Source organism: Thalassospira mesophila (assembly GCF_002115755.1).
In the GTDB taxonomy this organism is placed as follows: Bacteria; Pseudomonadota; Alphaproteobacteria; order Rhodospirillales; family Thalassospiraceae; genus Thalassospira; species Thalassospira mesophila.
This window is the reverse complement of the sequence record NZ_JFKA01000004.1, coordinates 168,438-194,539: the sequence shown is the minus strand read 5'-3', so window position 1 is coordinate 194,539 and position 26,102 is coordinate 168,438. Positions and strand designations below refer to the sequence as shown.

The 26,102-nt window shown below is 54.2% G+C and carries 24 protein-coding genes and 4 tRNA genes; 18 read left to right on the top strand and 10 right to left on the bottom strand.

Annotated elements, in window-relative coordinates:
- Positions 1-67: 67 nt before the first annotated feature.
- On the bottom strand, positions 68-466 hold the full coding sequence (locus TMES_RS11075) for a c-type cytochrome (RefSeq protein ID WP_085582437.1): 399 nt from the start codon (positions 464-466) through the stop codon (positions 68-70).
- Between the two features lie 259 nt (positions 467-725).
- Between TMES_RS11075 and spbR the strand changes: the two genes are divergently transcribed.
- Positions 726-1,859 carry a SpbR family protein gene (spbR, locus tag TMES_RS11070; RefSeq protein WP_085582435.1) on the top strand — a complete coding sequence of 378 codons (1,134 nt, stop codon included), beginning with the start codon at positions 726-728 and terminating at the stop codon, positions 1,857-1,859.
- A 251-nt stretch (positions 1,860-2,110) separates the two neighbouring features.
- Here the strand turns inward: spbR and TMES_RS11060 are convergent.
- The 3 genes from TMES_RS11060 to TMES_RS11050 form a co-directional block, all read right to left on the bottom strand.
- Positions 2,111-2,187, bottom strand: a tRNA-Pro gene (locus TMES_RS11060).
- A gap of 212 nt (positions 2,188-2,399) precedes the next feature.
- Positions 2,400-2,476 (bottom strand) — tRNA-Pro (locus TMES_RS11055).
- A gap of 88 nt (positions 2,477-2,564) precedes the next feature.
- Positions 2,565-3,581: a polyprenyl synthetase family protein gene (locus TMES_RS11050; protein WP_085582431.1), complete on the bottom strand. Its 1,017-nt coding sequence runs from the start codon at positions 3,579-3,581 to the stop codon at positions 2,565-2,567.
- A gap of 196 nt (positions 3,582-3,777) precedes the next feature.
- On the opposite strand from TMES_RS11050, the gene TMES_RS11045 reads away from it, so the two are divergent.
- From TMES_RS11045 to TMES_RS11010, 8 genes are all read left to right on the top strand, one after another.
- On the top strand, positions 3,778-4,059 hold the full coding sequence (locus TMES_RS11045; protein ID WP_085582429.1) for a putative signal transducing protein: 282 nt from the start codon (positions 3,778-3,780) through the stop codon (positions 4,057-4,059).
- Positions 4,060-4,092: 33 nt separating this feature from the next.
- Positions 4,093-4,908, top strand: coding sequence for a tRNA1(Val) (adenine(37)-N6)-methyltransferase (locus tag TMES_RS11040; RefSeq protein WP_245835355.1), 816 nt, complete (start codon positions 4,093-4,095; stop codon positions 4,906-4,908).
- Positions 4,909-4,989: 81 nt separating this feature from the next.
- A complete protein-coding gene (locus TMES_RS11035) occupies positions 4,990-5,235 on the top strand; it encodes a hypothetical protein (RefSeq protein WP_085582427.1) in 246 nt (81 codons plus the stop codon).
- 239 nt (positions 5,236-5,474) lie between these two features.
- Positions 5,475-6,365 (top strand): glycine--tRNA ligase subunit alpha, encoded by an 891-nt coding sequence (locus TMES_RS11030; protein ID WP_085582425.1) that lies wholly within the window; start codon positions 5,475-5,477, stop codon positions 6,363-6,365.
- Positions 6,366-6,368: 3 nt separating this feature from the next.
- Entirely contained in the window at positions 6,369-8,438 is a 2,070-nt protein-coding gene (gene glyS / locus TMES_RS11025; RefSeq protein WP_085582423.1) for a glycine--tRNA ligase subunit beta, read from the top strand.
- 47 nt (positions 8,439-8,485) lie between these two features.
- A complete protein-coding gene (ppdK, locus tag TMES_RS11020; RefSeq protein WP_085582421.1) occupies positions 8,486-11,149 on the top strand; it encodes a pyruvate, phosphate dikinase in 2,664 nt (887 codons plus the stop codon).
- Positions 11,150-11,189: 40 nt separating this feature from the next.
- Entirely contained in the window at positions 11,190-11,573 is a 384-nt protein-coding gene (locus TMES_RS11015) for a hypothetical protein (RefSeq protein WP_143589625.1), read from the top strand.
- Positions 11,557-12,081: a hypothetical protein gene (locus TMES_RS11010; RefSeq protein ID WP_085582419.1), complete on the top strand. Its 525-nt coding sequence runs from the start codon at positions 11,557-11,559 to the stop codon at positions 12,079-12,081. The genes TMES_RS11015 and TMES_RS11010 overlap by 17 nt, the downstream gene beginning before the upstream one ends.
- A 75-nt stretch (positions 12,082-12,156) precedes the next feature.
- Here the strand turns inward: TMES_RS11010 and ygfZ are convergent, their stop codons facing one another.
- Complete coding sequence (ygfZ, locus tag TMES_RS11005) at positions 12,157-13,059, bottom strand: CAF17-like 4Fe-4S cluster assembly/insertion protein YgfZ (protein ID WP_085582417.1); 903 nt, start codon at positions 13,057-13,059, stop codon at positions 12,157-12,159.
- Positions 13,060-13,263: 204 nt separating this feature from the next.
- Here ygfZ and TMES_RS11000 point away from each other — a divergent pair, with 204 nt between their 5' ends.
- The 8 genes from TMES_RS11000 (at position 13,264) to TMES_RS10965 (ending at position 21,392) form a co-directional block, all read left to right on the top strand.
- Entirely contained in the window at positions 13,264-14,298 is a 1,035-nt protein-coding gene (locus TMES_RS11000; RefSeq protein ID WP_245835353.1) for a glycosyltransferase, read from the top strand.
- A 2-nt stretch (positions 14,299-14,300) separates the two neighbouring features.
- A complete protein-coding gene (locus TMES_RS10995) occupies positions 14,301-15,251 on the top strand; it encodes a glycosyltransferase family 9 protein (protein ID WP_085582413.1) in 951 nt (316 codons plus the stop codon).
- A 4-nt stretch (positions 15,252-15,255) separates the two neighbouring features.
- On the top strand, positions 15,256-16,050 hold the full coding sequence (locus TMES_RS10990) for a glycosyltransferase family 2 protein (protein WP_085582411.1): 795 nt from the start codon (positions 15,256-15,258) through the stop codon (positions 16,048-16,050).
- A gap of 4 nt (positions 16,051-16,054) precedes the next feature.
- Positions 16,055-17,092 carry a glycosyltransferase family 4 protein gene (locus tag TMES_RS10985; RefSeq protein WP_085582409.1) on the top strand — a complete coding sequence of 346 codons (1,038 nt, stop codon included), beginning with the start codon at positions 16,055-16,057 and terminating at the stop codon, positions 17,090-17,092.
- A 225-nt stretch (positions 17,093-17,317) separates the two neighbouring features.
- The gene (locus TMES_RS10980; protein ID WP_143589624.1) at positions 17,318-17,596 is read left to right on the top strand and encodes a hypothetical protein; all 279 of its coding nucleotides are present in this window, start codon (positions 17,318-17,320) and stop codon (positions 17,594-17,596) included.
- A 39-nt stretch (positions 17,597-17,635) separates the two neighbouring features.
- On the top strand, positions 17,636-17,881 hold the full coding sequence (locus TMES_RS10975; protein WP_085582405.1) for a YkvA family protein: 246 nt from the start codon (positions 17,636-17,638) through the stop codon (positions 17,879-17,881).
- A 143-nt stretch (positions 17,882-18,024) separates the two neighbouring features.
- Positions 18,025-19,032: an acrylyl-CoA reductase (NADPH) gene (acuI, locus tag TMES_RS10970; RefSeq protein ID WP_085582403.1), complete on the top strand. Its 1,008-nt coding sequence runs from the start codon at positions 18,025-18,027 to the stop codon at positions 19,030-19,032.
- Positions 19,033-19,388: 356 nt separating this feature from the next.
- Entirely contained in the window at positions 19,389-21,392 is a 2,004-nt protein-coding gene (locus TMES_RS10965) for a response regulator (protein ID WP_143589623.1), read from the top strand.
- 137 nt (positions 21,393-21,529) lie between these two features.
- On the opposite strand, the gene TMES_RS10960 is transcribed toward TMES_RS10965, so the two are convergent.
- Both TMES_RS10960 and TMES_RS10955 read right to left on the bottom strand, forming a co-directional pair.
- Positions 21,530-22,183, bottom strand: a complete 654-nt coding sequence (locus tag TMES_RS10960) for a response regulator (RefSeq protein ID WP_085582846.1) — start codon at positions 22,181-22,183, stop codon at positions 21,530-21,532.
- 310 nt (positions 22,184-22,493) lie between these two features.
- On the bottom strand, positions 22,494-23,426 hold the full coding sequence (locus TMES_RS10955; RefSeq protein ID WP_085582399.1) for a putative metalloprotease CJM1_0395 family protein: 933 nt from the start codon (positions 23,424-23,426) through the stop codon (positions 22,494-22,496).
- A 260-nt stretch (positions 23,427-23,686) separates the two neighbouring features.
- Between TMES_RS10955 and TMES_RS10950 the strand changes: the two genes are divergently transcribed.
- The gene (locus tag TMES_RS10950) at positions 23,687-24,718 is read left to right on the top strand and encodes an NAD-dependent epimerase (protein WP_085582397.1); all 1,032 of its coding nucleotides are present in this window, start codon (positions 23,687-23,689) and stop codon (positions 24,716-24,718) included.
- Positions 24,719-24,802: 84 nt separating this feature from the next.
- On the opposite strand, the gene TMES_RS10945 is transcribed toward TMES_RS10950, so the two are convergent.
- From TMES_RS10945 to TMES_RS10935, 3 genes are all read right to left on the bottom strand, one after another.
- Positions 24,803-25,645: a hypothetical protein gene (locus tag TMES_RS10945; protein ID WP_085582395.1), complete on the bottom strand. Its 843-nt coding sequence runs from the start codon at positions 25,643-25,645 to the stop codon at positions 24,803-24,805.
- A 237-nt stretch (positions 25,646-25,882) separates the two neighbouring features.
- Positions 25,883-25,957 (bottom strand) — tRNA-Thr (locus TMES_RS10940).
- A gap of 25 nt (positions 25,958-25,982) precedes the next feature.
- A tRNA-Thr gene (locus TMES_RS10935) sits at positions 25,983-26,057 on the bottom strand.
- Positions 26,058-26,102: the final 45 nt, after the last annotated feature.

The window sequence follows — 26,102 nt, the reverse complement described above, 5'->3', positions numbered from 1 at the left end:
GCCAACCTTTTCAGGTCGGCCTTTCATGCTGAGCTGTATCAGGGCGCACAAGCACCCTTCATCACAATCAGTTTTGTTTCAGATATTCGGTAACGTCCTGAATGTCGTCTTCTTTTTTAAGTTTGAAGGTCATTTTGGAGCGTTCTTTGGTCTGCGCGATCGAGCTGATTTTGGCAGACGGGTCTTTCAGGTATTCATCGAGAAATGCTTCGTCGATGGTGAAGCCTTTTTCGCAGGCATCCTGATAGCCCTTGCTGTATTTGTAATCGGAAATCGTGCCACATTCGCGACCAATCACACCATGCAGCGACGGGCCAACCTTGTTTTTGCCTTCTTCAATTGAATGGCAGGCGGCACATTTTTTAAAAACTTTCTCGCCTTTTGCAGCATCGCCAGCGGCAAATGCAGCGGTGCTGAACATTGCGGTGGCGGAAATTGCAATAGCAAGCATTTTGATCGAATTCATTTACAAGGCCTCTCTCTTGGCATGTAGCGTGGGGCCCACGCCGAACGCAACGCGGAAACTTTTTGACAGTCCCCGGCGGGTAACGCAATCAAAGTCCGACAAATGGTGGAATCATTATAAGTCGGCGGGCAATGATCACGAACAGGTTATTCTACCCAAAGCGGCAGGTGAATAAATTGCGTTCAATCAATAGCCTCTTGCGTGTATAGTAAGAAGTGTAACGGCTGGTGGATATTCCAGCCGTAGCAGGAGAGGTTACGTGGCCCCGATTACTAAAAATGACGTCGCAAATCTTATCAACGATCCGTCGGGAAAGAACCGTGCTGAAGCTGCCGATAAAATCAGCCAGCAATTCAGTGATGATCAGCTGACCGATACCGAACGGGTTTTGGCCGAGGACATCTTTCGCATCATGATCCGTGATGCCGAAGTCAGGGTGCGCAAGGCGCTGGCGCGCAATTTGAAACAGACGCCGCTATTGCCGCACGATGTTGCACTGACAATGGCGCGCGATGTTGATGATGTTGCCCTGCCGATATTGCAGTTTTCCGAAATTCTCAGTGACAGCGATCTGGTCGATATTATTGGCGATGGTGCTGATAGTGTTGAAAAACAGCGCGCCATTGCCACACGCGGCACCGTGTCCGAGTCGGTCTCTGACGCGCTGGTGCAGGCCGGGCATGAGGATGTTCTGGTCGATCTGATTGGCAATCAGGGGGCTGAAATCAGCGAGCATTCCTTGCAAAAGGTGGTCGATGATTTTGGCCATAATGAACGTATTCAAAAACCGATGATTTCACGCAATCATTTGCCGATCACGATTGCGGAACGCATGGTTACCCTGGTTTCAGACCGGTTGCGCGGCGAGCTGGTATCACGCGGGCATCTGCCCGAGGGCATTGTTAATGCTGTGATGACCCAGTCGCAGGAAAGTGCCACCATTGGCCTTTTGGGCGATGACAGTGAAAGCCGCGATGTCGAAATTCTGGTTGAGCATCTTTACACCAATAACCGTCTGACCAGCGGTGTGATCCTGCGTGCCCTGTGCATGGGGGATATTTCATTTTTTGAAGCCGGGATTGCACGCCGGGCGGCCGTATCGCTGCTAAACAGCCGAATTCTTATTCACGACTCCGGTCTTTATGGCCTGCAGGCAATTTATAACAAGGCCGATATGCCCGCCAGTTTCTTCCCCGGTGTGCGGGCCGCCCTGGAGGTCGCCCATGAAACCGACCTTGATGGCCGCGAAAAAGACCGCGAACGGTATTCGCGCCGCATGATCGAACGCATCCTGACCCAGTATGGTGATCTGGGTGTTGAATTTGATTCCGATGATGTGGATTACCTGATGGGCCGGATGTTGCAACTGCCAAGCGAAAGCAGCCTGCATTAAGATATGGCCGTTTAGTATTGTTTCGCGCGCCAGCCTGCATTTGCCGGTTGGCGCGTTTTTGTTTGCGCAGGTGTCTTTGTTTTGCCGTCGCTACGGGCCGCATTGCACGGGCCTGACAGGGCGCGTTGAGGGCTGGCCGATGGTGGATTGGCGGGCTGGTGTTTTGCGGCCGAGGGCAGGGCGGTGGCGTGTTGATCGCAGATAAAAAGAAACCCTGTCGCCATGTTTCAGGCGCCAGGGTTTCTAACTGATGGTCGGAGCGAGAGGATTCGAACCTCCGACCCCTGCCTCCCGAAGACAGTGCTCTACCAGGCTGAGCTACGCTCCGTCAGTGTGCGCGATTATCTATCCTGTATGGTCGGGCAGTTCAAGCACAATTGCACCCTGTTACGGCATTTTCTGGTGTTTTGGCCATTGGGTTGAGAATGTCGTAAATTGATCGTGTTTTGGGTTTTTGCGATCGGGGCGGCCGTGACGTTTTATCGGGCCTGAAACGCAAAAGACCCCGAAATGCCAAAACATTTCAGGGCCTTTGAATGATGGTCGGAGCGAGAGGATTCGAACCTCCGACCCCTGCCTCCCGAAGACAGTGCTCTACCAGGCTGAGCTACGCTCCGTCATTCTGCGAGCCGGGTATTAATCGGTATTGAACCGGCACGCAAGGAATTTTTTCGCAAATGCCCGGCTTTGGGCCTTGCGGGTTGGTCAATAAGGCCGCGAAATACAAAACTCTACCGCTTCGATCATGGCATCCTTGATCGCGCCATCGGGGAAGGTGGCAAGGTCGTTAATGGCCAGTTCGCCATATTCGCGTGCCCGGTCCATGGTGGCTTCCAGCGTGTTATATTTGCGGATCAGCACTTGCGCCCGATCAAGATCACCATCCTCGAAATTCTGGTCTTCCATGCAGCGCCGCCAGAAGGCTTTTTCGTCCTCGTCACCTTTGGCATAGGCAATAATCACCGGCAGGGTCACCTTGCCATCGCGAAAATCATCGCCAACGGTTTTGCCCAAGGTGGCCTGATGGGCCGAATAATCCAGCACATCGTCAATCAGCTGAAACGCGGTGCCCAGATGCAGGCCGTAATCACGCAGGGCAAATTCATCGGCCTCGGGGCGTGCGGCAATGACTGCGCCAATATGCGATGCCGCGCCAAACAGGGCAGCGGTTTTTGCCATGATGACATCAAGATAGGCTTGCTCGGTGGTTGCCATGTCGTTGGCGGTGGCAAGCTGCATCACTTCGCCCTCGGCAATAACCGCCGATGCGCGTGCCAGAATATCGAGCACCTTAAGCGAACCGTTCTTGACCATCAGGACGAAGGATCGGGCAAACAGGAAATCGCCGACCAGCACGCTGGCCTCGTTGCCAAACATGGCATTGGCCGATTCCTGGCCCCGGCGAAGCAGGCTTTCATCGACCACATCGTCATGAAGCAGGGTGGCTGTGTGAATAAATTCAACACAGGCCGCCATATTGACAGCGGAATCGCCTTCTTCATAACCGCAAAGTCGGGCGGAGGCCAAAGTCAGCATCGGGCGCATGCGTTTGCCGCCCGCCGCAATCAGATGGCTGGCCAGTTGCGGGATCAGCGCAACGTCGCTGTGCATGTTCTCGATGATAACCTGGTTAACCCGCTTCATGTCGGCATCGACAAGGCTGACCAGGGAATCCAGGCTGGGCTGTATAGTGTGCTGCGGTGCAGTGTTGTTCACGCTCATTTCCGAAACAATTTTTGCGTCTTGACCTGTCACATATCGGCAGGTAACGCTGGTTTCATGACTAGGCCTCAACATAGAGACGCCAGGTGTTGACGGTCAAGTGGACAAATCAATACCGCTTTCTGCCGCATTGAACAATAATATGCTATAGTATGGTGTGTATGGCGCATGTGACAGCAAGGGGACGGCATCAGAAATGATTGAACTGATACGCAGCAATGATCCGGTCGAGCTGAGCTGGGTTCAGTCGGTGCTGGCCGACGAGGGGATTGACTGCCTGATATTTGATTTTCATGCATCGATCCTTGATGGCTCCATCGGGGCGTTGCCCCGGCGCTTGATGATAACGCCCGATGATGAAAGCCGGGCGCGTTATATCCTTGAAATTGCACGGCGTGAATTGCCGGGTAATGCCGAACTTGAGGCAGATGCAGACGAAGATGACGACATTGGCGCGTCTGCGCGTGATGATGTTTAGGCTGGTATCGCCCGCCATGTTGCATAACCACAAATGACCCGTACCGCGATGGCCCCAGAGCAAGATGGCGCAGTGTTAGCCGGTTTAACTGTGCCCGATTTTCCGCCAAACCGTATCAGCCATGATTTTTTGCAAGGCGGTGCCGTTACCTTGAAGCAGCCGGTCGATGGTTATCGCGTGGCTGTTGATGCAGTGTTGCTGGCGGCGTCGGTTACAGTGGCGGGAAATCGCGATTGCAAAATACTTGATGTTGGCGCGGCGGTGGGCTCTGCCGGGTTGTGCGTGGCACGGCGGATTGAAAATGCCGTTGTTACCGGGGTCGAATTGCAAGACGATTTATATGCCCTGTTTTGCCGCAATATTGTTGAAAACGGTTTTGTCGGCCGGGTAACGCCGCTTCATGGTGATATCAATAATCGCCAGTTGCCCTTGATCGCCAACAGCTTTGATCAGGTTATTTCCAACCCGCCTTATTATGCGGGCGGGACACGGCCAACGAATGAAAGCCGGGCGACTGCCCATCAGGAAGGCAGTGCCGATTTGGCGGCATGGATTGGCTTTTGCCTTAAAATGCTGCGGCAAAAAGGGCGGATCACGCTGATCCATCGGGCCGATCATTTGGACCGGCTGATTGGCCTGTTATATGGCAAGGCGGGCGATATGACGGTGTATCCGATCTGGAGCAAGGCCAGCGCCGAAGCCCCGCTTCGGGTGATTGTTTCGGCGCGCAAAGGGGTGTCATCGCCCCTTAAAATGCGCCGGGGGCTGGTGCTGCATGACGAGGCGGGGCAGTATTTGCCGCAAACAGACCAATTATTGCGCCAACCGGCATCATTGCCCGGTTTCTAAAATTTCAAATTTTGACTATAACACTGCCTGAAACCGGAACGGGATCGCCCGGACCGGCAATAAAGCATTTCGGGGACGTCCATGCTGAGTTTTTCACAAATCCTGTTTACGGCCCTGGTCATTGTTGTGGTGTGGCAGGCATCGCGGTTTTTGGGGCGCAAGGGTGCCAACCAGAACAATCGCGAAAATGTCCGTGCCCACTGGACAGAACGGATGAAACCGCGCCGCAAGGTTCAGCCGGAGCATCCGGCGGCACAGGATATGGAAAAATGCCCGCATTGCGGCGTTTACCATGCCGAAGGACTGGCCCATCGCTGCCAGGATTAAGCCGCGTGGCATTTGCGGCATCCCCGGCATTTTTACCTTCGTAAAACTGAGAAAAAGCGTCTTTGCCTTAAAACGGGCCGATTGTTGATGTTGCATTGCAATATGAAGCAGGGTAATCGAGACAAACTGTTGCAAACCTGCGATCTCAGGGCTTTTGCCTTCTTGACCGCACAGGGGTGTGACGTTAGCTTGCCGCAGTTTTAAAATTTGTTTCACCATTTGATCAGAGAGTACGCGCAATGGCGCTCGACGGGTCGCAACGTCCTCCTTCCTTTCAGGAAATCATTCTTCGACTGCAAAGCTATTGGGCTGACCAGGGATGTGTCATTCTTCAGCCCTATGACCTTGAAGTTGGCGCCGGTACATTTCATACCGCAACCACACTGCGCGCGCTGGGCCCGGAAAGCTGGAATGCTGCCTATGTGCAGCCTTCGCGCCGCCCGACCGATGGTCGCTATGGTGAAAACCCCAACCGTTTGCAGCATTATTACCAGTTTCAGGTTTTGATGAAGCCATCGCCGCCCAATGCACAGGATTTGTATCTGGGGTCTTTGTTGCATCTGGGCATTGACCCGATGCAACACGATATCCGCTTTGTTGAAGATGACTGGGAAAGCCCTACTTTGGGTGCCTGGGGCCTGGGCTGGGAAGTGTGGCTTGACGGCATGGAAGTCACCCAGTTTACCTATTTTCAGCAGGTTGGCGGGTTTGAATGTGACCCGATCCCGGTTGAGCTGACCTATGGTCTGGAACGGTTGGCGATGTATATTCAGGGTGTCGAAAATGTTTACGACCTTGATTATAACGGCAATGGCGTTTCTTACGGCGATGTGTTCCTGCAAAATGAAAAGGAACAGTCGACCTATAATTTCGAGGTCGCCAATACTGAAATGCTGTTCCGCCATTTCAAGGATGCGCAGGCTGAATGTTCGGTGAATATTGAACGCGGGCTCGCCCTTCCGGCCTATGAACAGGCGATGAAAGCCAGCCATATCTTTAACCTGCTTGATGCGCGCGGTGTTATTTCTGTCACCGAACGGGCTGCCTATATTGGCCGGGTGCGCGAGATGTCCAAATCGTGCTGCGAGGCGTGGCTTCGGTCGCGCGGACATCTGAAAGAGGGGGCATAAGACATGGCCGAATTGCTGCTTGAACTGTTTTCCGAAGAAATTCCGGCCCGGATGCAGGCGCGCGCCAGTGCCGACCTTCAAAAGCTGATCATCGATGGCTTAAAGGCCGCCGATCTTGGCTTTGACAAGGTTGAAAGCCTGGTCACACCGCGCCGCCTGACCCTGATTGTTGACAGCTTGCCGGAAAAACAGCCTGATTTGCGCGAAGAGCGCCGCGGCCCGCGTGCCGATGCCCCGGAAAAAGCAATTAACGGCTTTTTGGCGGGTAATGGCGTGACGCTGGAGCAATGCGAAAAGCGCGAAACGCCCAAGGGTGTTTTCCTGTTTGCTATTGTCGAACAAAAGGGCCGTGCGGCATCGGTGGTGCTTAAAGATATCATCGAAGATGCGATGAACAAGCTGCCCTGGCCGAAATCCATGCGCTGGGCGGATCATAAAGTGCGCTGGGTCCGCCAGCTTGATCGTATTTTATGCCTGTTTAACGGTGACGTGATCCCGGTAGTTTTTGGCGACGGTGTGGTTACGGCGGGTAATGTTACCAGCGGCCATCGCTTTTTGGCCCCGGCTGTGTTTACTGTTAACAATGCCAGCGAATACAAAGCCAAACTGAATTTTGCCAAGGTGATGCTGGACCGCGAAGCGCGCAAACGCGTGATCGCGGAAGGCTGCGAAAAACTGGCAAGTGATGCCGGGCTGAAACTGGTTGATGATCCGGGCTTGCTTGACGAAGTTTGCGGGCTGGTCGAATGGCCGGTGCCGGTCATGGGCAAAATTGACGACCAGTTTATGGATGTCCCGCGTGAGGTTTTGGAAACCTCGATGCGTGAACATCAGAAATATTTTGTTCTTGAAGAAAACAGCGGCAAGCTGGCGGCCCGGTTTATTACCATTTCCAATATGGTGACGATGGACCACAACGCGCAGATTATCGCGGGCAACGAACGCGTTTTGCGCGCCCGCCTGCATGATGCCAAATTTTTCTGGGATCAGGACCGCAAGGTTACGCTGGAATCCCGCCTGCCCAAACTTGAAACCATCGTTTTTCATGCCAAACTGGGCACCATTGCCGAACGCGTTTTGCGCATGCGGGGGCTGGCACGTGAAGTGTCGTCTTCCATCACCGGGTGCGATGTGAAACTGGCGGACCGCGCGGCAGAAATTGCCAAGGCCGATCTGGTGTCAAACATGGTGTTTGAATTTACCGAGCTTCAGGGCCTGATGGGCAAATATTACGCCCATAATGACGGCGAAGCCCCCGAAGTGGCGCAGGCCATTGCCGAGCATTACGCCCCGGCTGGCCCGTCTGACAGTTGCCCGACGGCACCTGTTTCGGTGGCAGTGGCCCTGGCCGAGAAACTCGATACTTTGGCGGGTTTCTTTACCGTCGATGAAAAACCCACCGGGTCGAAAGACCCGTTTGCGCTGCGTCGTGCGGCATTGGGCGTTATTCGCCTGGTGCTGGAAAACGGCCTGCGTTTGCCGCTGCGGCGTTTGTTTGCCTATGCGGTGTCCCAATACCCGGCTTCCATTCGCCGGGACGCGGCAGTTGAAGACCTTCTTGCCTTCTTTGCTGACCGTTTAAAAGTTCATCTGCGTGAACAGGGTGTGCGCCATGATCTGGTGTCTGCCGTGTTTGCACTGGATGGCGAAGACGATCTTGTCCGTCTGTTGGCCCGGGTTGAGGCGCTTGCCGATTTTGTATCGGGCGAAAGCGGCGTTAACCTTATGGCTGGCTATAAACGTGCTTCCAATATTTTGCGGATCGAAGAGAAAAAGGACGATACGTCCTATGACGCGACAGTTGATGTCGCGCTTTTATCGCAAGACGAGGAACGCCGTTTGTATGAGGCGCTCATCGACGTCCGGCATAAAGCTTTGCCCCTGATGCGGGCCGAGAATTATGCCGCGGCGATGGCCGGTTTTGCTGAACTGCGCGGACCGGTCGACGCATTCTTTGAAAAAGTAACGGTCAATAGCGACAATGCCGATGAACGGGCCAACCGTTTGAAGCTGCTTGCGCAGATTCGTGCGGCGATGCATGACATTGCGGATTTTTCAAAGATCGAATCGTGAATAAGGCTGCGGACTGAAATACCAATGCCAGATGAGGAACAGGCAAGATGACCAAATGGGTGTACGGCTTTGGTGGCGGTAGCGCCGAAGGACGTTCGGAAATGCGCGAACTGTTGGGCGGCAAAGGGGCAAACCTTGCCGAAATGTCCAATCTCGGGCTTCCGGTTCCACCAGGATTTACCATCACAACCGAGGTTTGCACGGCGTTTTATGACAATGACCGTAATTATCCGGCAGACCTGAATGATGAAGTTGAAACCGCGCTAAAGGCGGTGGAAAACCTGGTCGGGCGCAAATTTGGTAACGTCGCCGATCCCTTGCTGGTGTCTGTCCGCTCGGGCGCGCGCGCCTCGATGCCGGGCATGATGGATACGGTCCTGAATTTGGGTCTGAATGACGATACAGTTGAAGGTTTGGCGGCGGTCTCTGGGGATCGCCGTTTTGCGTATGACAGCTATCGTCGGTTTATTCAGATGTATGGCGACGTTGTTTTAGGCGTTGAACATTACAATTTCGAAGAAATCCTTGAAATCCACAAGGAAGACAAGGGCTATGTCCTTGATACTGAAATGTCTGCCGATGACTGGCAGGAAATTGTTGAAGGTTTTAAAGCCAAGGTCGCCGAAGAACTGGGTCGCCCGTTTCCGCAAGACCCGCGCGAACAGCTGTGGGGCGCCATTGGGGCGGTTTTTGGCAGCTGGATGAACGCGCGTGCCAATACCTATCGTCGTTTGCACAATATCCCGGCCAGTTGGGGCACGGCGGTAAATGTTCAGGCAATGGTCTTTGGCAATATGGGCAATGAATGTGCCACCGGTGTTTGTTTCTCGCGCAATCCATCGACCGGGGAAAACCGTTTTTACGGCGAATACCTGATCAATGCCCAGGGCGAAGACGTGGTTGCCGGTATTCGCACACCAGCGCCGCTGACCAAAATTGAACGTGAAGAATCGGGTTCAGACCTTTTGTCGATGGAAGAAGCCATGCCTGCGGTGTTTGCCGATCTGGTGGCGGTTCGCGACAAGCTCGAAGCGCATTATCGTGATATGCAGGACATGGAATTTACGGTCGAATCAAACCGTTTATACATGCTGCAAACCCGCTCGGGCAAACGCACCGCCAAGGCCGCTTTGCGCATTGCTGTTGAAATGTGCGATGACGGCGTGATCAGCCGCGACGATGCGCTGATGCGTGTTGACCCCGCCCAGCTGGACCAGATGTTGCACCCGACCCTGGACCCGGATGCCGAAAAACAGGTTATTGGCATGGGGCTTCCGGCATCGCCGGGGGCTGCGTCGGGCCAGATCGTTTTTTCTGCCGAGGTTGCCGAAGACTGGGCCCATAACAAGGGCCGCAAGGTTGTGCTGGTACGTATTGAAACCAGCCCCGAAGACATTGCCGGCATGCACGCCGCCGAAGGCATTTTAACCGCGCGTGGCGGCATGACCAGCCACGCCGCCGTGGTGGCGCGCGGCATGGGCAAGCCCTGTGTGTGTGGTGCCGGTGCCATTAAAATTGACTATCGCGGTGGCACCATGAATGCCGGTGGCGTGATGCTGAAAGAAGGCGACGTCATTACCATTGATGGCGGCACCGGCGAAGTGATGCTGGGCGAGGTTGCCACCCTGAAACCCGATCTGTCGGGCGATTTTTCGCAACTGATGGAATGGGCCGACGGGGTGCGGCGCCTTAAAGTGCGCACCAATGCCGAAACCCCGGAAGATGCCGAAACCGCGCGTGGTTTTGGTGCCGAAGGCATTGGCCTGTGCCGGACCGAACATATGTTCTTTGATCCGGCGCGGATCATTTCAATGCGTGAAATGATTTTGGCCGAAACCGAAGCCGGTCGCCGGGTTGCCCTGGCCAAGCTGCTGCCCTATCAGCGTCAGGACTTTATTGACCTGTTTCGCATCATGAAGGGCCTGCCGGTTACCATTCGGTTGCTGGACCCGCCTTTGCATGAATTTTTGCCGCATGGCGATAATGAAATTGCCGAGGTGGCGAAGGCCGCCGATGTTTCGGAAAGCATTGTCCGTCGTCGGTTGCTTGATCTGGCGGAATCAAACCCGATGCTGGGCCATCGTGGCTGCCGTCTGGGCATCAGCTATCCTGAAATCTATGAAATGCAGGCCCGTGCCATTTTTGAAGCCGCAATCGAGGTTTCAAAGGCGGGCGGGGATCAGGTTATTCCCGAAATCATGATTCCGCTGGTGGTTGGCAAAAAAGAACTCGAAATCCTGAAAGCCGCGATTGTCAAAGTGGCAAGTGAAGTTGAAGCCGAACAATCGGCCAAGCTGACCTATCTTGTCGGCACCATGATCGAACTGCCGCGTGCCGCCCTGCGTGCCGGTGACATCGCCGAAGAAGCCGAATTTTTCAGCTTTGGCACCAACGATCTGACCCAGACCACCTTTGGCCTGTCACGCGATGATGCCTCGCATTTCCTTGATACCTACATCGCCAAGGATATTTTCGCTGGCGACCCGTTTGTATCGCTTGATCAGGAAGGTGTGGGCGAATTAATCGCCCTTGCCGCCGAACGTGGCCGCAAAACCCGCCCGGATATCAAACTGGGCATTTGCGGCGAACATGGTGGTGATCCGTCATCAATCGCGTTCTGCGAAGCACAGGGCCTCGATTATGTTTCCTGCTCGCCTTACCGGGTGCCGATTGCCCGATTGGCCGCGGCTCAGGCGGCTTTGAAGAAATAACGACACGCTGCCTGGTTCGCCTTGAAGACGGTATTGATTGATGCCCGCCTTGATCCTTATAAGGGATCAGGGCGGGCATTTTTCGATTTCAGGTTTTATATTGATGTGGTTGTCGTTTGACAACTTGGTCAGCGGGGAGTATGAGTGTGAGCAGAAAACGACACCCCAAAAAGATGTTGAAAAGGTTCTGTCACATCTGGAATCCCTTGGTTGGGTTGTCGAGGTTCGCCATAGCAGTGGACATGCGTGGGGCCTTTTGCGATGCCCCAATAATGACCGAGACTGCCGGTGTGGTGAGTTTTGTCAGATGTCGATTTCTTCCACGCCGCAAAACCCTGCAAGCCATGCAGCGAAACTTGAAAACAAGGCGTTAAGCTGCATTTACCTGCGAGATGAAAAGGAAAAAGATGATGGAATTATTTGAATTTGATCTTGTTTTTTCCCTTCCCGAAGGCAGCACGCATGATGTTTTTGCCCTTGCTGATTGCATCTATGCCGCGGGCTTTGACGACGCCGTGATTGGAACAGGGCAGCCGGGACTTTTGGCGGCTTCGCTGGAATGCGAGGGCGAAGACGCCGAAACTGTCATTCGCCAGGCTGCGCGTGCGATATTGCCGCAACTGCCAGCAGGTTCATGGTTACGTGAAGTTCGCCCTGATCTGGTAAGCTTGGCCGATGTGGCCGGGCGGCTGCAAATTAAACGCCAGTCTTTACAAAAACGTCCTATGCCTCAGCCGGTAACGCACGGGCTTTATCGCGTCACGGAAATATTTGGTGTTCTTACCCAACAGCTAACGGAAAAACCCAGTGTGCGCTTCGATATCGATCATGCAAAGCCATGGTTCGCGGCGGGAAAAGGGGCGCAACGATTAAATGCCCGATTGGCACTTGGGGATTTGGATGCGGCCTCTCTTGATATCGCAGCGGCGTAAATTGTCGTTTTAAACGCAAAATCCCCCGAACATGTCATCCGGGGGATTAATCGTGCTTATGTATGTAAATAGTGGTTACTCAGTTGCAGGCAGTTGTACCCAATCGGGCACATTAACGGTGATGGTGGCATCACCGGCCTGTAATGCGCCCCCATCGGCAATGCGTTCGAGGCGGATCATCGCCAGCCCGGCCGTACCGTGGATGCTTTTGATGGTGCCAGCTTCGCGGTCCTCATTCATGATCACGCTGCCAATTTCGGGTGTCGGTCCGTCGATTTCGATGGGCAGCAGGCGTTTGCGCACCAGCCCGCGATATTTGGTGCGCGCGGTCAGCTCCTGGCCCATATAGCAGCCCTTTTTGAAATCAACGCCGTTCAGTTCCTCGAACCCGTTTTCCAGCAAGATCGCTTTGTCGACCTCAAGTTCCTCGCTGCCATTGGGCAGGCCAAGGCGGACGCGCAGCGCGTGATAGGCATCGGGCGTGCTTTGGCTTGCGCCAATGCCTGCCAGGGCAGGTTCTTCGCCGTGCGGGACCAATACCCGTGCGCCCATTGCGGCCAGACGCGGATCAACGGTTTTGATGCCATTGCCAAAGGGGGCCGTCGCGCCGGCCTGTTGCGGCAGGGCAAGCGAGGCTACCGCGTTATCGCCGAAAACGGCAAATACGTCGTATTCGGCGCTAATGTTTGTCAATTCGACCTTGGCGCGCAATTTATACATGCGCAGCTTTTTAAACAGGTTTTCAGCCCGTTCCCCGCCTTCGCAGTCGATCAGCAGGCTGTTGTCATCCTGCTGATACATGAAAAAATCAAACAGGAATTTGCCCTGCGGGGTTAGCAAGGCCCCGTAACCGGAATGCTCGGCGCTGATTTTTTCGACGTTGTTTGAGACAAGCCCTTGTAAAAAATCGATGCGGTCTGCGCCACTAACGCGAATAACAGCGCGGTTGGGCAGGGGGGTGTATAACGTTTCGCTCATTTCCAGGGTGGCTCCGTAATGTCGGAATTCATTGCCGAAATGTGGGGCAAGTGCGATGGTTTGGCAAGGTCCGAGGCGTGGTGCAGGCGTGGTATTCTGGCGGGGCTGCGACCCGGTTATGACATATCACCTTAAACCCTGCTTCTATAGAAAACCCTTCATTAACCCGAAACAACGCGATAAAACCCAGCTATGAAAATATTGATGCTTGATCGTTCTATCGGGTTTGAGCCCGACGATGTCACCGCCCGCCCGCTTGGCGCGCGCCAAAGGGGCTTTATTGCCCTGGCAGAAGCCTTTGTGGCGCGGGGCCATGATGTGGTTGCCCGGCGCAGCAGCGGCGCATATGTAACGCATAATGGTGTGCGCTGGGGCCTGCTTGATGATGGCGCGCCCGCCTTTGGCGATGCCTTGCCCGACCGGATTTTGGCATGGCGCGACCCGTTATTGCTCGATAACCGGCCCGTGGCCGAGGATGGGCTGCGCTGGTTGTGGTATGATGGCGATGTGTTGCGGTTAGACCAGAATGATGCGCGCATGGCGTTGCTCAGCAGCCTTGCACGGCTGGTTTTTACCGATCCGCGCCAGCGTGAGCATTATCATAATGATCTGGGTTTTATCCCGCGTATGATCGCGCCGGGTGCGTGCCCGGCCTTTGTTGCCGCAGGGAATAATCATATCGCGGTTGATACGCGTGAACCGGTGGCGATCAGTGTGGCGGGCTGGAAAGACGGCATCGATGCGTTGATCCGGGTGTGGTGCGACGAAATGCCTGTTAAACCGGCCAATGCGCGGTTTGAAATATATTCAGCCGCCCTGTCTAATGCGCTGGCTGGCCTTGATAGCCCGGTGCCCGATGTGCTGGTGAATCTGGTGCGCGATGCGATGTCTGACGGGGTGCGGATCTGCATGCCGCTGGCTGAAAATGAAATGGCCGAAAAAATCGCCACGGCGCGGGTATTTATGCATCACGGCACAACAAAAACCACGCGGGACCATGCAGGTACCTGGTTGTGCGATGCCTTGGCGGCGGGGACGCCGGTTGTGTCCTTTGGCGGGGTTGCCGAAGCGCGGGTTGATAATGGCCGCAATGGCTATATCGTGCCCGATGATGCGGCATATGGCAATTTAGTGGCGCAAATGCTGGGCGATGATGCCTTTTTCGCCGGTCAATCGGAAGCGGCGCGAAACGGGCGGCGCGAATGGTTAAATGTTGCCGCCGATCTGGAGAAGATCTAATCGTGCGTCTGCTGTTTATCACGTCAAACCGGCTGGGCGATGCGGTGTTATCAACATCGGTTTTGCGCCATTTTATCGAAACCCGCCCCGAATTGCGCATTACCGTGGCCTGCGGCCCGGTTGCCGCCCCGATATTTGAAGCCGTGCCCAACCTTGAACGCATTATCACAATGCCAAAGCAAAAACGCGGCGGGCACTGGTGGCATTTATGGAAATCGGTGGTGAGCACCTGGTGGGACGTGATTATAGATTTGCGGGGCAGTGCCACGGCATTTGTTCTGCCCGGCCGCAAACGCATAGTGCTTTCGGGGAATGACGACAGCCTTCATCGGGTTGAACAGTTAGGCCGCCTGATTGGGGTTTTGCCGCCGTTAATGCCGCATATCTGGGTGGGGCCGGACAATGTTGCCGAGGCAAACACCTTGTTACCAGCCGCACCCCGCCCGGTTCTTGCCATTGGGCCGACGGCGAATTGGCCGGGCAAGATGTGGCCGGTCGAGCGGTTTGTTGACCTGGTGAAACAATTGCGCGCCCCCGATGGGGTGTTGCCCAACGCACATGTGCTGATTGCCGGGGCGCCCAACGAACGCGATGCAGCCATGCCGGTGATTGAGTGCGTGGCGGAAACGGAAAGAACGGTTTTGTTTGGCGAACATTCGTTGTTAACCGTACAGGCCTGTTTGGCGCGCGCCAGTTTGTATGTTGGCAATGATTCCGGTTTGATGCATATGTCCGCCGCTGCAGCCGTCCCCACACTGGGTCTTTTTGGGCCGTCGCGGGTGGAAAATTATGGGCCGTTTGGCGAAATGACCGCTTATGTACGGACAGATCGCAATTACGACGAAATATGGTCAACGGCGAATTATCGGGCCCAGGATAGCGAAATGTACGACCTGGCTGTTGAAAAGGTTATTTCGGCGGCGTCCGAATTGCTGCGCCGGGAAGGGAATTGAGTTCATGGCACCGACCGAAGCTGTTAAAACCGGTATTTCCGCCCCAACGGTAAAATTATCCGCCGTTATTGTCGCCCATAACGAGGAAGACCGGCTGGCATCGTGTTTGGCACATGTGGCCTTTGTCGATGAAATTATTGTTGTCTGCGATAAATGCAATGACCAAACCGAACAGATTGCCATTGAAGCCGGGGCAAAAACATTTGCCGGAAGCTGGGATATCGAAGGCGAACGGCGCAATTTTGCCCTGGCCCAGGCCAGTGGCGACTGGATTTTGGAAGTGGATGCCGATGAACATGTCTCGGCTGAGCTGGCCGACGAAATTCGTCAGGTAATTGCCACCACCGACTATGATTATCATCAGTTGCTGGTGGATAATTATATCGGGGATCGTTTGGTGCGTTATGGCTGGGGCGCGTCTTTTGGCAAGCCGGGCTATGCCGGGTTGTTTCGCCGTGGTGCCAAACATTGGGGCCCGCAACGTGTTCACCCGGCCGTCAAATTTGTCGGTCGCAAAGGGTTCGAGCTTAAACACCGGGTGCGTCATTACGTTGATCGCAATATTTCCGATATGATCCGGCGGTTGGACAGCTATAGCACTGCCCGTGCTGCCGATTTGCGTGACAGTGGAAAAATTGGCAGTTTTTCAAACAATTTGCGCCGTATGTTTTCGCGGTTTTTCAAATGTTATGTCCGACGCAAAGGATACCGGGAAGGGGGAATGGGCTTTATGGTGGCGATTTGCGCCGCGCTGTTTCCCATGATTTCCTATCTTAAGGCCAGGTACGAGGACAAATAACAGCATGGCGAAAATTGTACTGGCCGATGACGGCATAAAATTCGACGCCTATACGCTGGATCAAAAGGCACTTGGCGGGGCAGAAACAGCGGTTATTTCGCTGGCCGAAAGCATGGCAGCCCTGGGCCATGATGTGACAATATGTAACCGGTGCGATGCGCCGCATCGTCGCAATGGCGTAAACTGGCAACCGCTGGACCATGATTTTCCGGCCGCGGCTGATTTGTATATCGCCAATCGTGGCGACAAGTTGATTACAAAAATGCCGCAGGCGCGTCGAACCATTTTCTGGATTCATAACCCGGCGGGTTTTTTGAAAAAATGGCGCTTTTTTCGTCGTCTTCTGGTTAAGCGCCCGGCAATTGTTTTTTCAGGCCAGCATCATTTGGCAACAATGCCCCGGTGGGTGCCGTCTGGCGAAAAAGTGATCATTCCCTGCGGCATAGAAAACCGGTTTCTAAATGCCGACGTAAATGACGATATACGCCCCAAACGGGCAATTTTTACTTCCAATCCGTTACGGTCGCTGGACTGGCTGGTCGATCTTTGGGCCGAAAAAATTCATCCATTGGCGCCCGATGCCCAACTGCACATATTTGCCGGTCCGCAAACATATGGTACGGCGGGGGATCGCAAGGCGCTGGTAATGAAAGGTATTCTTGATCATGCGGCACATCTGGCGGATCGGGGGGTTGTGTTGCGGGGGCCCGTTCCCAAGGCGCAGTTGCTTGACGAAATGCAGATGGCCCGGGTGATGCCCTATCGCGGGGATGTTGGCGAAACCTTCTGTCTTGCGCTGGGCGAAGCACAGGCAATGGGCATTCCCTGTGTTATTCAGGATGTTGGCTGCGTTGCCGAACGTATTGTCGATGGCAAAACCGGTTTCGTTGCCAATAGCGACGACGAATTTGCGGCGCGCACCGCAGAAATTTTAAATAATGATGATCTGTGGTTAACCCAGCACAAGGAAGCCGTGAGGTCGCAGCGCAATTGGGGCTGGCATGATGCCGCACAGGCCTTTGTAAACCTGATCCCGCAATAATCCCGGTTTTCAGCCAAGACATTCAAGGCCGGGTTTGGGTATAGGTTTTGCTATCCAAATCAGAAAAACCATCCATTAAGGTATAGTTACCTGGACAATGGTATCGTGATCCAAGGCGTTGTTTTTAAAATAAAACGTATATCGCATCTGTTTGGGAACCTTTGCAGGCCCTGAATGTTTAGAAAGGTAATGTTTTGTTAAAGAACGTGTCCGGAGGATACAATAATGTCGTGGATAGAGCACTTCGCCTTGGGCGGCATTCTGGTTTTTGCCGCAACGGTTTCCCTTCTGGCGGCGGGAAATATGTCACATGATCCGCAACACGGGCCGGTGATGGCGCGTGCCAGCGGGGTCAGCATGTATAACTTTGACAAATTGCACAGAACATCGACCCAGGCCTGTCTGTCGGGCTGCGAGATGATCGTTGTGCGGCGCGCGCAAAACGAGGGCGCGCAAACAGTTATGTCCGCAGATCTGGTAAAAGCGGATTTTCAGATTAAATAACGTCGGTGACTGATGGTCTGGCAATAACAGGTGACGGTTTTGGCGCGAAGCGGGCTGGCGATTGTTCCTAATCTGATCAAAGGGCTGGTGCGCCGGGATGTTCCGATGCGCAGCAAGGCCTTGTTGCTGGCGGGTTTGGTTTATCTGGTCAGCCCGGTCGACTTGATCCCCGATTTTATTATCGGTGCCGGTTGGGTGGATGATCTGGTGATTGTGCCCTTGCTGGGCTGGTTTTCGTGGCGGGTGTTGCCACCTGTTGTGCAACAAGACATGAAAAAAGACTGAATGGCAGCTTGCGTATTTGCGGCGCTGTGCCGTCTGCGCCGTTACGATATTGGCAACAAGTCGAATTGACGGTGTTGGCATTTGACAAAGTTTGGCCTTGCTCCCTACCTTGGAGAAACGAATAATTTTTCCGGGAGGTAAAAATGAGCGACGGTTTTCGGGCCTTGGTGCTAAACGCATCGGACGACGGTAAAAAAATCACCCCGGAATTTAAAACACTCACACCCGATGACCTGCCCGCAGGGGATGTTTTGGTACGCGTGTCGCACAGCACGTTAAATTACAAGGATGGCATGATTCTGAACGGGTTAGGTCGGCTTGTGCGGCATTATCCCCATGTGCCCGGCGTTGATTTTACCGGCGAAGTTGTATCTTCGTCAGATGATCGATACCGCGCGGGCGACCGGGTGATCCTGACCGGCTGGCGGGTCGGCGAAAGCCATTGGGGCGGTTATGCGCAAATGGCGCGGGTTAAGGCGGACTGGCTGGTGCCCTTGCCCGATGGCTTAACCCCCGCCCAGGCAATGGCGATTGGCACAGCGGGCTTCACATCGATGCTGGCGGTGATGGCACTGGAAGAACAAGGCGTTTCGCCGCAAGCAGACGGCGAAGTTCTGGTAACCGGGGCTGCGGGCGGCGTTGGGTCGGTGGCCGTTTCGATATTGTCGCATTTGGGATACCAGGTTGTGGCCTCTACCGGGCGGCCGGAAAACAGCGACTATTTAAAACATTTGGGCGCAAGCGGCATTGTTGATCGGGCCGAACTGGCCGCGGCCAGCACCCGCCCCTTGCTAAGCGAGCGCTGGCTGGGGGCGATTGACAGTGTTGGCAGCACCACCTTGGCCCATGTTCTAGCGGAAATGAAATATCACGGCGTGGTCGCGGCCTGCGGTTTGGCCGGTGGACCCGATTTGCCTGCAACGGTGCTGCCGTTTTTGTTGCGCGGGGTACGGTTGATCGGGATTGATTCGGTGATGTGCCCGTATGACTACCGGGTTAAGGCGTGGCAGCGGCTGGTGACAGATTTGCCCAAAACCCGTTTGGATGAGGCGATGGAGATTGTTGCCCTGCGTGATATTTTACCGTATGGCGAGAAAATCCTTAAGGGTGAGGTGCGCGGGCGGCTGGTGATTGATGTCGAAGCCTGCTAGAATTGCCACTGTGCTGTTATCGATCGACTGGCGGGGGCATTCCGGATTTTACGCAGATAGAACTTTTCGCAGATAGCCTTGATTTCAACCCTGAATTCAGATGTTTGGCATAAAGTTCTATCGCGAAATTCTGAAATGTCGCACCGGACGGGTGCTTGCATTTGACCACGGTTTGTTTTGCATTTTGGCAACCGATCGTTTGCCGGGGCGTTACCCGGTTTGGTTGAGTGTGCGGGCGTAATAAACAGTGCAAAATGATGACACCTGACCCTGAATAGCACGGCAGGTGGTTTTTATGTTTTGCGACAAAGGGACGATGCCGGGTTTGCAAAAGCGTTGATTGGATGCCAGGACAGATGAACGAAAACCGTTTTCGCATATTGCTGGTTGAAGATAACCCAGGCGATGCTTTTCTGGTTCAAACCCTGCTCGAAGAAGCCGGCGAAACCTTTGACATTGAACACCGCATAAATCTGGCGGGTGCGCTTGAACTGCTGTCACATCAAGGGGCGGATCAGCGCTTTGACGTGGTATTGCTGGATTTGACATTACCCGATTCATCGGGGGTTCAAACCATCAGCCGTATCCGCGATGCCGATGGCCGCGTGCCAATTGTGGTGTTAACGGGCCACAAGGACGAGGAACTGGCCTTTGATGCCTTGCAGCACGGGGCCGAAGATTACCTGACCAAGGAATTTCCCGATGGCCGCATGATCCGTCGTTCCATTCGTTATGCGATTGAACGTTCGCGTTCGGAGCAGGCGCTAAAGGAAAGCGAAGAACGCTATCGCAAGCTGGTCGAACTGGCCCCCGAACTGATCGCAGTTTTGACCGGAGATCGCATTTCCTATGTTAATCAGCAAGGGCTGAGCATTTTAGGGTTTGAAGATGCTGATACGGTAACCGGGATCAGCCTGTTTGATTTGTTGTTGCCTGACAGCCGCGAAATTGCCGAAGAGCATATTGCGCGGTATGCGCGGGGCTATAATGGCCGGGCCGATTTTGTGATTTTGTGCCGTCGCAGTGACGGGGTGAGCGTGGAGCTGGAAGTATCGGCCATGGCCTTCACCCATGAAGGCGACCCGGCGATGCTGATTGTGGCCGAAGATGTTACCGAAAAACGTAAAATCGAACGCCAACTGGTGCAGACATCGAAGCTGGCGACACTGGGTGAAATGGCGGCATCGGTCGCCCATGAAATGAACCAGCCGTTAAATGTTATTCGCATGGCGGCCGATACCTGCGCGTTGCAATATGACATGGACGGGGTTTCACCGGCCTTTCAGCGCGAAAAGCTGGACCTGATCAGTGGCCAGACCGAACGCATGGCGGAAATTATTCGCCATTTGCGGGTTTATAGCCGCCCCGACGAAGATGATTTTGAACTGTTTGAACCGATGCAGGCGGTTGAGCGGGCCGTGAATATGGTCGAGCATGATTGCCATTTGGCGGGAATTGCCGTCGATGTGGTGATATCGCCCATGCCCTGCCAGGTTTCGGGCCGGTTGGTGCAGCTTGAACAGGTTCTGGTCAATATGCTGACCAATTCACGCGATGCCATTGTTGAAAGCCACGAGGATTTTGGCAATGTCGGCGGTTTGATCCGGGTTACAGCCACGGTTGATGCCGAAAACCAGTTATTGCGTATTGCTGTGAATGATAATGGCGGGGGCATCCCCCAGGATGCCATTGACCTGATTTTCCATCCGTTTTTCACCACCAAGGATGTCGGCAAGGGCACCGGGCTTGGCCTGTCGGTTAGCTATGGCATTGTCGAAGGCATGGGCGGTGAAATTGAGGCCCGCAACGAAGGTGACGGGGCCTGTTTTGAAATTATCCTGCCTGCGGTTAATATCGGGATGAAAATCGAGGCACCCGCCCCGCCCGCCAGCGGCATGACCCCGCGGGAAAAATATCATAACGATGCCGCACAGGTTTTACGGCGCAGCAATATCCGCATTATGGTGGTCGATGACGAAATTGACGCCATGGAAATTATTTCGGCCTATCTTGAGGGGCAGGGATATGCGGTAAGTGCAGCGAATGACGGCGAAGATGCCCTGGCCATGGCCGGTGTGATGGCGCCTGATATCCTTATTACCGATATCCGCATGCCGCAAATGGACGGTAATCAGTTGATCCGGGCCATTCGGGAACGAAAACCCATGATACCGGTCATTGTGATGACCGGCCATCCCGGGGACGCGGAAATGCCGCTTGATACCGGCGAGGATGCACCGGTGATGGTGATGGCAAAGCCGCTTGATTTAAAAGAGCTTCTTGCCGTTATCGAGGAACTGGTAATTGCGCTTGATATCGGAGCCAGCGGTGACGGGGGGGACGCGCCGTTATTGGCGTAACGCCGGTCTGCACCTGCAGCGCGCCTGTAGGCACAAACAAACAGGCGCACTAAGGCGCCTGTCTAATCTGTAACAGCTTAACGCAGTTGGGCAACAAGGGGCGGGGCAGGAAGATATTGCAACGCTGCCCCGGTTTATCAGGCTTCCCAGCCCAGTTGCATGGCGATTTTCACGGCCTGGGTCCGGTTGGCGGCCCCCAGTTTTTTGAAAATACCGGTCAAATGCACCTTGACGGTGATTTCCCGCACGCTGAGCTGTTTCGCGATTTCCTTGTTCGACAAGCCTTTGGTCAGCAATGCCAGAACTTCGCGTTCGCGATTGGTCAGTTGACGCAGGGGGTTGTCCGGCTCCAGCCCGTCAAGATCGATCTCGCCGGGGCGGATGGTGCCGCCGTCATCTTCAAGCAAAGCGGACGGAATGTATTTTTCGCCCGACATAACCAGTCGCAACGCATTGATCAGGGATTTACCCGACAATGTTTTGGGCAGATAGCCCGATGCGCCATGTTCCAGTGCGTTCAAGACATCGCTGCGTTTAACCGACCCTGAAAGAATGACCACCGGAACATCGGGGTATTTCTGACGCATGACCGTCAGACCCGAAAGGCCGTTCATGCCGGGCATGTTCAAGTCAAGGATGGTCAAATCGATTGATCGTTCACCATTCACAATTGCCAGTGCTTCGGCGAAGTCTTTCGCCTGCGCAATTGTAACATCTGGTGCCGCAGTTTGCAGAAATGACGTAATGCCATCCCTGACAAGATCGTGGTCGTCTGCAAGCAGGATGTTCATGTTATTTGCCATATTCTTTCTTTGGCGTGCGAACATACATCACATTCACAAGCCTGGCACTGCCGCACCGGGAAAAGTGCATTGCAGTGCTATATTGTACATTTTCCCAAACCGCACTTTCATCAAGTGCAGCCGCAGAATTAAATAAAACTGAACCGCTGTCAAACGCATGCAGAACGCGGTGCAAGAATGATTATACCGACGGGTGACATGCAAACCTAAACAAAATGAAGTTCTTCAACATCAGCATAATGTATTGGTATAGGGGAGTCGCAGTTTGGAAACCTAAAATGCACCTTTATGGGGTATTTCACGCGCCGAGGTTGAAGAAGCTGCCGCGTTGATTCTCTGTTCCCATAAAAGGACTTGCATTTGAAGCTGACGGGGATTCGTTTTCATTCGCAGTAAGGTAGCGGTTTGCTGTTGCATAGGCATCCGCTGCATTTCGGGTTTGGTCGGTTGCGGGTATGTTTGCATCTGCTGTTGATGCGCTGCCCGAAAACTGCAAATCATGGTTGTCCTGTTTATTTGCAGACGTATTTTTGGCTGAATTTTCGGCCAGATCTGCGACCGGGCTGGCCTGTGTGTGTTTCTGGTTCGCAATTCCCATAAGCATGCTGGCCTGGCGAAAGGCGGCCATATCGGCACCGGACGGGGCATTGGGTGACAAGGCCGCACTTTGCAATGCCGATAGCGCCTGTTTGGTATCGCTGGCAGACCCGCCATGGGTTGATATCGCGACATCAACATGCCCGCCAACGGCATAAGCCTTGCCATCCGGGCCAATGGCATATTGATATTGCGGGGCCGAGGCATATTGCCCTGCCGCCGCCGCATGCCCTTTTTCTTCCTGTTTGACGGCCGAATCGCGGGCCTGCAGGCGGGAAACTTCGGCCCGTTCGGCATCATTCATTTCGGCCGGGCTTTTGGCGCTGTCATTAACACCGCCCGCGGAGTTTTGCGTCGCGGCGTCGCGGGCTTCCTGATATTGGGCTGTTGAAATACCCCCGTCACGCGCCTGTGCTGCCGTCAGGTTGCTGGCATCGACCAGCCGGGTTCGTTTGCCCTCGATCCCGCCATATGCGCCGGTTCCGCTACCGTTTCCACCCCGAGGCTGGATTTCGGTTGCTTCAAATTCGGTTAAAATGTCGCCATTGGCCGTGCGCGCGATCTCGCGGGCGTTAAGGACAATGCCCAAACTGCCTTTCGCTGCATTGGTAATGACACCACCAGGACCGGTCATGGCCGAGAAATAACCTTTATTTGCACCAGAATATATTGCGAGCACAAATCATAGCGCATTTTTGACCAAAAGTATTGTGACGGTGAACACAATGGCCAAAGACTTGCAACCGGGCGGGGCCGCTGCTAGATCATGGGCACATCTTGCCCGTTAAAAAGGCGGGATCGCAGGTTTGGATGCTGCGCAAAAGGGTGCGGCAGCGTATTTTGCAAGGTCGCGGCTGTGGGCGGCGATGGAACATTTAAAACAGGGCAACCCATATGACGTCGTTTGTTATTCCGGCCAATGAAAAGGTGCTGGTCACCGGGGCTGCGGGCTTTATCGGCTCGCACCTTAGCCAGAAATTGCTGGATCAGGGTGCGCAGGTTATTGGCCTGGACAATGTAAACGATTATTACGACGTCACGCTGAAAGAAGCCCGGCTGGCGCGGCTTGAGGGGCGCGACGGTTTCAAATTTGTGCGAATGAATTTGGAAGACCGCGACGGCATTGCCGATTTGTTTGCCACCGAAAAGCCGACCTATGTGGTCAACCTGGCCGCACAGGCCGGGGTGCGCTATTCGATAACCAACCCGCATGCCTATATTGATGCCAATCTGGTTGGTTTTACCAATATTCTTGAAGGCTGCCGTCATAATGGTGTGAAGCATCTGGTGTATGCGTCCAGCAGTTCGGTCTATGGCATGAATACCGAAATGCCGTTTTCGGTGCATCACAATGTTGATCACCCGATCAGCCTGTATGCCGCATCGAAAAAAGCCAACGAATTGATGGCACATACCTATAGCCATCTTTACCGGATGCCGACCACCGGGTTGCGGTTTTTTACCGTTTATGGCCCGTGGGGCCGCCCGGACATGGCGCTGTTTTTGTTTACCAAGGCCATTTTGGAAGGTCGGCCCATTGATGTCTTTAACGAAGGCAAAATGCGCCGCGACTTCACCTATATCGACGATATCGTCGAAGGCGTTTATCGCTGTATTTCCAGTGTGGCGCAGCCCAACCCCGACTGGAACCCGGCCCAGCCGGACCCGGCCAGCAGTTCGGCCCCGTACCGCGTGTTTAACATCGGCAATAACAACCCGGTCGAGCTGATGCACATGATTGAAACGCTGGAAGACAAACTGGGCCAGAAAGCGCAGAAAAACATGCTGCCAATGCAGCCCGGCGACGTTCCGGCAACCTATGCCGATGTCGATGCACTGATCGATGCGGTTGGTTTCAAACCTGAAACCTCGATCGAAACCGGCATTGGCAATTTTGTCGACTGGTATCGCGAATTTTACGGCTAGGGCCGTTACCCGCAATCATGGGGTAAATATCAAGGGCGCGGCAGGATGGTTTTCCGCCGCGCCCTTTTGGTGTCGCAATATGTGTCAGGCCGGGGATTGTTCCATCAAACCCAGCAGATAGCTTTCCATATCGCGCATATTGGACTGTACGCGGTCATGCGTTGCCTGTTGTTGTGATAAATGGTTGCGCGCTTCTGACAGGGCGGTGGCATAGTCCTGATCAATATCGTGGCCAGGATACCATGTTTGCGAAACTTCGCGCCGGGTCGGGGCGGTTTGGTTGGTATATTGGCTGACCTCAAGGTTGGGATATTGCCGTGACAGGGCCTTGCTGCCTTCGCGAAGGATGTAATCTGCGCGCGCCTGGCCTGTTAATCCCAGTTCATTGGCTTTGTTTGAAACGGCATGCAGGGCGCTTGCGCCACTATGGCTGGCGACACCGCCGTTTTTGTCGATATATCCTAAAATCTGGTTGCCGTTCGAAAAAACAACCCGGATATCGGATGGTGAATCGGGCGCGCGATTTTCAAGGGTTTCAACCGACTGTTTGGCATGTTCAAGCATTTGTGCGGACTGATCGTTAAAATCATATGCGGAAAGCTGTTGCTGCATTTCCAGCCATTTATCAAAGCTCGGGATCATTTTTTCATATTGATCGGGGCTTAATTCCTGCGCGGCAGTGCCATCTTTTGTTGTAATGGTTGCAGGCGGTTGTTCGCGCATTGCGGCGATACGGTCGCGCATCGGGGCATAGGATTTGTTGTAATATTGCTCCAGATACGGGCGCATCGCCGGGTCGGAATATATTTCTTCGCCAAATTCGAAATTCTTCGCCGTCATCGCAACGTTTGCGGACGCCGATGCGATCGCGCTTGACGAGGATGCGGTGGGTGTTGCGGCGATGGTGTTTGTGTTGATTGCGGACATCTGTGTGCCTCATCAGAACAAAATGAACTGACAGGGTGCAAGCAAGCAGTGTGCCGGGTTTTGATGTGGCATCGGGGCGTTGGGGCGCGGATGATATGCAAAAGGGGGAGGGGATATTTCCGCCTTTTCCAAAGGGATAGGAAAAAGCTGCCCGATGGCGGGCGCAGACGCGTTAATTTTGTGTGCGCCTTAAATAGCGTACATAATTGAACGTTTATTTTGTCGATATCTGGAAAATGGTGCTGCCGGAGAGATTTGAACTCTCGACCTCTCCCTTACCAAGGGAGTGCTCTACCCCTGAGCTACGGCAGCCTGTAACAGGCCGATTTCGGGCAAATGGTGCTGCCGGAGAGATTTGAACTCTCGACCTCTCCCTTACCAAGGGAGTGCTCTACCCCTGAGCTACGGCAGCAAGAACCCTTGCGGTGCGGGCGGGTTATAGGCTACTGCCTAGCGT